At 38.0% G+C, this 7,480-nt stretch carries 7 protein-coding genes and 1 pseudogene; 2 read left to right on the top strand and 6 right to left on the bottom strand.

Translation table 11 applies throughout. The annotated features are described in order from the left end of the window. From K737_RS11240 to trxB, 5 genes and pseudogenes are all read right to left on the bottom strand, one after another. Positions 1-263: pseudogene (locus K737_RS11240) on the bottom strand (hypothetical protein); the annotation flags it as partial. 441 nt (positions 264-704) lie between these two features. Continuing rightward, positions 705-986: a hypothetical protein gene (locus K737_RS05630; protein ID WP_006295512.1), complete on the bottom strand. Its 282-nt coding sequence runs from the start codon at positions 984-986 to the stop codon at positions 705-707. A gap of 486 nt (positions 987-1,472) precedes the next feature. Further along, positions 1,473-2,063: a DNA repair protein RecO gene (gene recO, locus K737_RS05625; protein ID WP_006295513.1), complete on the bottom strand. Its 591-nt coding sequence runs from the start codon at positions 2,061-2,063 to the stop codon at positions 1,473-1,475. Continuing rightward, complete coding sequence (gene ruvC, locus K737_RS05620) at positions 2,064-2,522, bottom strand: crossover junction endodeoxyribonuclease RuvC (protein WP_006295515.1); 459 nt, start codon at positions 2,520-2,522, stop codon at positions 2,064-2,066. It abuts the gene before it with no gap. A 13-nt stretch (positions 2,523-2,535) separates the two neighbouring features. Continuing rightward, the gene (gene trxB / locus K737_RS05615; RefSeq protein ID WP_024161499.1) at positions 2,536-3,483 is read right to left on the bottom strand and encodes a thioredoxin-disulfide reductase; all 948 of its coding nucleotides are present in this window, start codon (positions 3,481-3,483) and stop codon (positions 2,536-2,538) included. Positions 3,484-3,827: 344 nt separating this feature from the next. Between trxB and K737_RS05610 the strand changes: the two genes are divergently transcribed. Continuing rightward, a complete protein-coding gene (locus K737_RS05610; protein ID WP_006295519.1) occupies positions 3,828-4,724 on the top strand; it encodes a RodZ family helix-turn-helix domain-containing protein in 897 nt (298 codons plus the stop codon). Between the two features lie 132 nt (positions 4,725-4,856). On the opposite strand, the gene gatB is transcribed toward K737_RS05610, so the two are convergent. After that, positions 4,857-6,422 carry an Asp-tRNA(Asn)/Glu-tRNA(Gln) amidotransferase subunit GatB gene (gene gatB, locus K737_RS05605; RefSeq protein WP_235075715.1) on the bottom strand — a complete coding sequence of 522 codons (1,566 nt, stop codon included), beginning with the start codon at positions 6,420-6,422 and terminating at the stop codon, positions 4,857-4,859. A gap of 174 nt (positions 6,423-6,596) precedes the next feature. Here gatB and K737_RS05600 point away from each other — a divergent pair, with 174 nt between their 5' ends. Beyond that, positions 6,597-6,815, top strand: a complete 219-nt coding sequence (locus tag K737_RS05600) for a hypothetical protein (protein ID WP_024161399.1) — start codon at positions 6,597-6,599, stop codon at positions 6,813-6,815. Positions 6,816-7,480: the final 665 nt, after the last annotated feature.

Below are 7,480 nucleotides of genomic sequence, written 5' to 3'. Positions count from 1 at the left end.
TACGATGTCAATAGATATAATAATAAAATCACCGGAGAATTACTATTCAAAGGTTTGCTGAGATTAATACTATTTGGCAAGAAAACTAGTTTAAGAATGTTAGAAAAGCTAATCAACCAAGGGTTTGGATCAATGCAAAGTGGAATTTCGTATCTTAATCCTGCGCAACCACCGCTTAAAACGCGAATACGCAGCCTAACAAGTGTACTTTCGCACTGCATTAATTTTTTTAATTGCCCAATACTTTTATCTGTAAAAAACAAGTCATAATTTATTGCTCTTGCGTTATAAGCTTACAACACCTCTTGTAAAAGGCTTCTTTAATTTTACTTTTCACACCTGGAATTTTGGCACAAATAATATAACTATGTCTAGAGGGCGCCTTGTTATATGATTGCTTTGTAAAATTAATAAAAAATAACTTAGGAATGCTAAAGCTTGTGGCGCTTTAATAGACTTATTCAAAAACTGTCATTTGTGAAAAATTAATAGTTGGAGGATGTACGTAAGACAGGTTGCACTAAAGTCTGTTTTCCTAAGCGCCACGAAAATTAGAAAGGCTGTTCATCAGTTTTCAAGAAATATGCTTAGAGCCGACATTTGGAAAAAACTGATGCAATATGCACCGAGTTTAGATACAACAGAGGGGATGAGATTCTATACTAAGATCATAAAAGAGTCACAGATAAGAGTTGAAGATTTGATCAATCGAACAATTTGTAGTTCGTCGTACATGCTAGCTTCCGTATTTCTATACCTTTGTGAAAAGAAGCATTGTCCATAACACTCACACTTTTTGTAGGTAGATTGGGTAATAAAATCTGCTGTACCCAAAATGTAAAAACATCAGTATTGGCTGTTAACAAACCTACTGCACCTAAAGCAGAATCTATTAAGGCTTCTATCATCATTCTTTTTCTCCCCAACATGACTTCCATAGCGCCGTCTTCTCTTATCAGAATGACCGTGGGTTCTGGGCATATCATAATTGTTTAGCAAAATGTAGATCTTTTTTCTGGATTCTCTTTTGGGGTATATGTACTTATACGTTTCTTAGCATGTTTTATCCCAGATGCGCTCACTCCAAGCCTTTTTGCCCTTTGTAGCTAACCTATCTGGAAATGCTTCTCTATCTATTCTCAATTTCTCTTTGTCTAATTTTGTCCATGGTTTATGTCTTTTGTTGACCCCTTCAAGATTTTTACTCCATCTCACTACTGCTGATTTAGATATACAAAATCTAGCGGCTACTTTTTCAAATGATACCCCGTGCTTTGTTTTTTTAATACTTTTTTCGAAAATCTAATGAATATGTCATAACTTTAATTATATAATTAATTACATAATTATAACTCTATACAGCTCTATTGTCATATTCACATTCTTTTTATCATGTTTTAGATGTATAAGAAACAAATAAATATTGATGTAGAGCCAAGGAAACCTATTTAAAAACAACTCCAAAAAAGTTATCAAGAAAAATTTTCGAAAATTTTGCAATAGGCACGCTCTTTTATTTCTTGCCAATTTTGCCAGTGTTTTCCTAACTGTTTCCATATATTATCTTGATAAAGCCATTGCCTGCGAACGCAGGTTATTTTTGGATCTTGCCAATTTTGAATAAAACATTGTATTTGTCGATCTTGATGTCCAAGGTAGCACAAAATGTGAGCCTCAAATAACACATAGGCTCGAAGCCCTCTTGGTTCTGGTAAAAGTGTCATGCTTGTCAAAAAAGCTTGATAAATGTCTAAGCACGGAATTTGTGCGGGAATTCCACAAATACACAACTGACACATAGAAGTTAATAGTGTAAAAGTTAAAGGATTAGCGGAAGATTCATCCCCCAAGGAAACACTGCCATCTATGCTCCATGTTCCAAGACTTGTCTCACAAGCTCCTTTCCACCTCAAGTTTAAAACCCACCCAGGAAACAAAGTCTGAGAAACACCGTAAACTATTCCCTTGTATACTCCGTATTTTTGCGTTAACACTGTTAGCAAACGACGATTTTCTCCAAAGTTTTTCCATCCTAAAACAATACCTAAATCGCTCCAGTACATTTATTTTAGATGAAACCCGTGACACAGCGCCACTGCCAATGCATCGCTGCTATCATAAGAAGAGAGAGTTTGATGAAAAATCTGTTTTAGCATTTTTAAAACTTGCTCTTTAGATGCGTGCCCGTTTCCCGTTACAGATTTTTTTACTGTATTGGCACTGTATTCTGTAACGGAAATTTGAAGACGCCCCGGAGTCATCAATGCAACACCCCGAGCTAACCCTAATTTTAGAGAAGATACCGGATTTGAATTAACAAAAATTTGTTCAATCGCAGCGCAATGAGGCATCCAAGTTTCACAGACCGATAACAAAACGTCGTGAATGTGCACTAAACGCTCTGAAATGCTTTTTCGCACGCTGGTTTGAATACGACCATAAGCTTTGCACACAAAACGCTCGATAGGGTGCGTTGAAACAATGGCCCAGCCGGTATAAGTTAACCCAGGATCCAACCCCAAGATACGCAGTTCATCAGGATGATTCAGTTTGAGCCTCCAAAAAATTCATAGCATCTAGTGCCGCCATACACCCAAACCCCGCAGCAGTAACTGCTTGGCGGTAAACGGAATCCATTACGTCTCCTGCGGCAAACACTCCAGAAAGAGACGTTTTTGCGCTACCAGAACGGCATGCAATGTACCCCTTAGAGGTTAGCTCTACTTTTCCGTGCATCCAATGTGTTTCTGGTTTATGGCCAATGGCGATAAATACGCCATCCATATCTAACTGTTTTGTTTGCTGACAGATAACATCTCTTACAACTATTCCTGTTACATGCTTATAGGGAGATTGCTCGCCTAAAATTTCTTCCAGAGTATGGCTCCAGAGTATGCGCACATTGGGTCTTGCAAATAGTCGAGTTTGAAGAACTTTTTCTGCTCTTAACTGATCTCGCCTATGAATCAGCAAAACCTGTGAGCATTGATGTGAAAGGTAAAGCGCCTCTTCTACTGCGGTGTTTCCTCCACCGATTACTGCAACAGAACGCTCTTTAAAAAATCGCCCATCACATACCGCACAGGAAGATACTCCGTATCCCCTAAATTTTTCTTCACTTTCTAACCCAAGCCATTGAGCTTTTGCCCCGGTTGCAATAATCAACGCATCGCACAACGCATTGCTCTGATAGGTTTGAACGACAAATTTTTTTTCTTCTGCTTTGAAGTCTAAAACTTCTTCTGAAAGAATCACCGCTCCGCAAGCTTTTGCTTGTTCTGTCATTTCTTTTATCAGTACAGAACCTAGTACAGGACTGCTAAATCCTGGATAATTTTCTACTTCAGTTGTTAGTTTTAGTTGTCCTCCTGGATCAGACCCTGCCCAAACTGTGGTCTTAAAGCCACCTCTGGCTATATAAATAGCGGCAGTAAGACCTGCTGGCCCAGATCCAATAATCCCTATATGGTAAGATTTGCTCATATCGTCTTGCTTTAACACTAGTATAATTAATTTTAACGGGATAAAGTAAAAAGATAAAGAGGAAACTATAAAAAAATTAGGATTAAACTAAAATGGATAGTCGATGCTTTTTAAATCTTTTTTTATATTTAAATTCAGTAGCTGTATATCACATCTATGTGTTTTCTCCTCACTAAAAAAAATTATTTTTGGTGAAGTGAAGGTTTATATTTTCTTTATACTAAGCCGCACTTTGAATTTAATACGTTTTTTCTACAAAATAAAACTTTTTTAAAATGTTTTTTATTAATTGTATTTTAATTTTTAAGAATTAGAATTTTTAAAAATACCGATTCAATTAAAGTATGAAAAAATATGTTTTAATCCTATGTTTATTTAATTTTAGCGCATATGGAGTGGATTTTTCTGACCCCGCATCGGTCCCTAATAATGGAGCTAGTCTCGTGCCTGCTGCCGGCGGAACAACTCCTGCACCTGTAAATCCTGCTGCCGGTGGAACAACTCCTGCACCTGTAAATCCTGCTGCCGGTGGAACAACTCCTGCGCAAAATCCTGTACCTGTTATCACTAATGGCCCCACTTCTGTAGTCGATGCTTCACAAGTTGTGGATAATGCCAATGAAGAAAATACACCCGTCACTGTTGACGACATCATTAATAAAACTTCGGATAAAGTTTCCGATAAAGGGGGAAGTAAAATTTCAGAAGGGGGAGTAAAACCAGCTTCGGTAAGCTCAATTCAAAACACACTAAATTCTTTGAAAACTAACAGCTTATCGATACCCTCCATTGCCCCAGTATCAACGACTGGAGTTACTGGACTTTCTTCTCTAACCTCTTCTCTATCTCTTCCCTCTACACTATCGTCCCCTTCACTTGCATTAAGCTCTCCCAAGATAAGCTCTATGCCCTCTTCATCTGAAAACAAAAACAAAGTTACGATATCTGCCCCGCCTTCCTCTGACGCGTACCTTCCTCCGGTTGCGGTGTATTGCGAGGATGGAGCACAAATGGGACTTTTGGCTATCCAAAAAAATGCATTAAATGCTTCAATTCCTTCAAAAGCAAAAGGAACTCCAGTACTAGAAAATACAGAAAAAACCCCTGTTCCTCAAGGTCAGCTTGCTCTCAGTAACCTTAAAAATCTATGCAATACTAAAAAAGGTGTAAATATTGAACGTCTAAAGAAAGATTTGGAAAAACACAAGTACAGCATCAGCGCTGTTAAAAAAATAAAGTAAGCATACCCTTTTTAATAAAATTCTACCAAAAACTTTCTTCCCTTTTCTGTATAAAGAAAAAAATCTGCTATACGCTATGGGAAGATCGATTCAAAAATAGCACCTAAAAAATCTCATAAAGCGGTTCTTAGTTTAAAGATCTTCTTTTTTTCCTAGAGATTGAAGATAGTCTTTCCAAAGGTTTTGAAGCTGTTCTGGATTTCCTCTTCCATTTAGTTTTTTCATGGTTTGTCCCAAAAAAAACATAAGTAACTTTTCTTTACCAGACAAATATGCTTGAACTTGATGAGGATTTTCTGCATGAATCTCTTTTAATACCTCCATCAACTGTTCTTGAGTTTTCCCTTTTAGATCTATATTTTTTTTCTGCATTATTTCCTTAACACTTAGCCCATGATCTAACATTTCTTGAAAAATTTCTTTTGCTATGGGTGTGGAAACGATCTTTTCTGTTACGCATAAAATAAATTCCGCAAATTGAGAAGGAGAAAAACGCACTTCTTCCTTAATTCTTTCTTTATGCGTTATTTTTGAAAACAAGGGGCCGCTGATCCAGTTAGACGCCACTTTACTTAAATTAGATTTATTGTTTTCTAAAGTTTCTTTTGGTACAGCATTTAAAGTTTCTTCAAAAAAATCGGCAACTTCTGATATCTCTGTTAAAACAAAACTATCGTATTCTGATAACTGAAAATTTTGCATAAAGCGCTTACGCCTTGCATCAAAAAGCTCTGGTAAAGAACTATAAATCTTTTGCACCCAATCTTTTTCAATGCATACTGTTGGTAAATCGGGGTCAGGAAAGTACCGATAATCTTGCGCTTCCTCTTTAGAGCGCATACTAAAAGTTACCCCCGCTTTTTCATCAAATCCTCTGGTTTCTTGAACTAGCGGGGTTTTTTGCTCTAATTGCTGGATTTGCCTTGAAATTTCGTAATACAAAGCAGCCTTTAAAAACCGAACAGAATTCATATTTTTAATTTCTACACGGGTTCCTAAAACTCCGCTTTCTGGACTCACAGAAATATTGACATCAAAACGCATTTGCCCTTTTTCCATATCTCCATCACTGGTCTTTGTATAGCGCGCAATGCGTTGAATATGTTCTACATAGGCAGCTGCCTCTTCCGGGGACGAAAGATCGCACTGAGAAACAATTTCCATCAATCCTACGCCAGCGCGATTAAAATCAATCAAAGACTCTCCACTTGAATCGTGCAGACTTTTTCCCGCATCTTGTTCAAGGTGAAGTCGATGAATTCGCACTGTTTTTTCATACCGAGGAGTTAAACAAGGGCAATCCACCACGATGGAGACTTCTCCGCGCTCTACTAAAGGATAGCGTTGCTGAGAAATTTGGTATCCTGATGGATTGTCTGGATAAAAATAGTGTTTGCGATCAAAAACACAATACGCATTCACTGTTCCCTTTATGGCAAGCCCCATACGAATCCCTTGTTCAACAGAAGAACGGTTAAGAACAGGAAGCATTCCAGGAAAAGCCATATCCACAAAATCAACACAATGATTAGCAATCAGAGGTTCTGCGCCTACTGGAGCAGAAGAAAAAATCTTTCTTGCGCTCTTGATTTGAAGATGAGTTTCAAGCCCAATGTAAGCATAAAACCTATTCCCCAAAGAAGATGTATAAAATATAGAGTTGTTTTCAGGTGAAAAAGAAGGGACCACAGTAAACACAGCGCTCAAAAAAAGATCAAAGCTTTTTATGAGGATACAAGATGTTTGTGAAAAAGACAATGGTCGCTTTTACTTGGATAAAAAATCAAAATTTTGGTGCTTTTAAACAGCGCATATACTCATGCTGAATGAAATAGTTTAAAAGTTTAATTTTATGTGTTAATAATTTTTTTTATGCAAAGATTTCTGAAAGAAGAAGATCGTGTTGCGTTAAGAACGCAGCAGATAGGATTAAGGCAGTTTTGTTATCAGGGTGGAGATCGTCAAATTGCTAAGGCTCTTCTGAATGACGATCAGTTGTCATGTCGGAACTTATCGCGCATTTGGGCCACGACGTATATGAAAGTAAGCGATGTCTGCGCTCATGTTCTTGAACCCTATAGCAGCGCGTAGACGATTTAAGGCAAGACGTCGTGGCTGCACGCCCATAATTTTTCATTTAAAAAGGCAGCCAGCCAAGCAGGAAGCCTTTATTTAACGGTGATGACAATACCGCCGAAGGATGAACTCATCCTGTTTGGTGATGGCGTGCCCCCCACTATGGCAACGAAAATCACCTGTCAGGCACCCCCATTTCCACGACGACCTACACGCATGAACCTGATGGGAGCCTTGGATTTGACAGGTGGTGTTCCTTAAAAACCTTGAAGACGTTTTTTGATCCGCTGAAAGACGCTTATCTAAGGGCGCCTAACATTCACCTGATCTTGGATCAAGGTCTCTACAAGCAAAGATACCAAAAAATCAGTAAAAGAAAAGGGGATTGAGGTGCATTATTTGCCCTCCCTTGCCCCAACCTGAACCCCATCGAAGAAGAATATGTGCGCAATAATCGATTATTCTTCTCTGCCAAAGAGTTTTGCCAGAGTATTTTGCATTTTTTCGATCAAACCTGAGACACCATCGCCATGGATCTTGTCGACCGCGTCACTGACAACTTTCAACGCATCAGTCCAACACTTTCAGTTTGATTTGGTATAATTACGTAATAAATCATATAATTAAAGTTATAACATATTCATTAGATTTTCGAAAAAAAGTATTAAAAACAAAGCACG

The organism is Holospora undulata HU1 (assembly GCF_000388175.3).
GTDB lineage: Bacteria > Pseudomonadota > Alphaproteobacteria > Holosporales > Holosporaceae > Holospora > Holospora undulata_A.
The sequence above is the reverse complement of the archived record's forward strand: the minus strand, read 5'-3'. Positions and strand labels throughout refer to the sequence as shown.

Coding starts and splice junctions, on each gene's coding strand:
- K737_RS05610 (WP_006295519.1), top strand. CDS start 3,828: ATGAAAAAATATGTTTTAATCCTATGTTTATTTAATTTTAGCGCATAT.
- K737_RS05600 (WP_024161399.1), top strand. CDS start 6,597: ATGCAAAGATTTCTGAAAGAAGAAGATCGTGTTGCGTTAAGAACGCAG.
- K737_RS05630 (WP_006295512.1), bottom strand. CDS start 986: ATGATATGCCCAGAACCCACGGTCATTCTGATAAGAGAAGACGGCGCT.
- recO (WP_006295513.1), bottom strand. CDS start 2,063: ATGTACTGGAGCGATTTAGGTATTGTTTTAGGATGGAAAAACTTTGGA.
- trxB (WP_024161499.1), bottom strand. CDS start 3,483: ATGAGCAAATCTTACCATATAGGGATTATTGGATCTGGGCCAGCAGGT.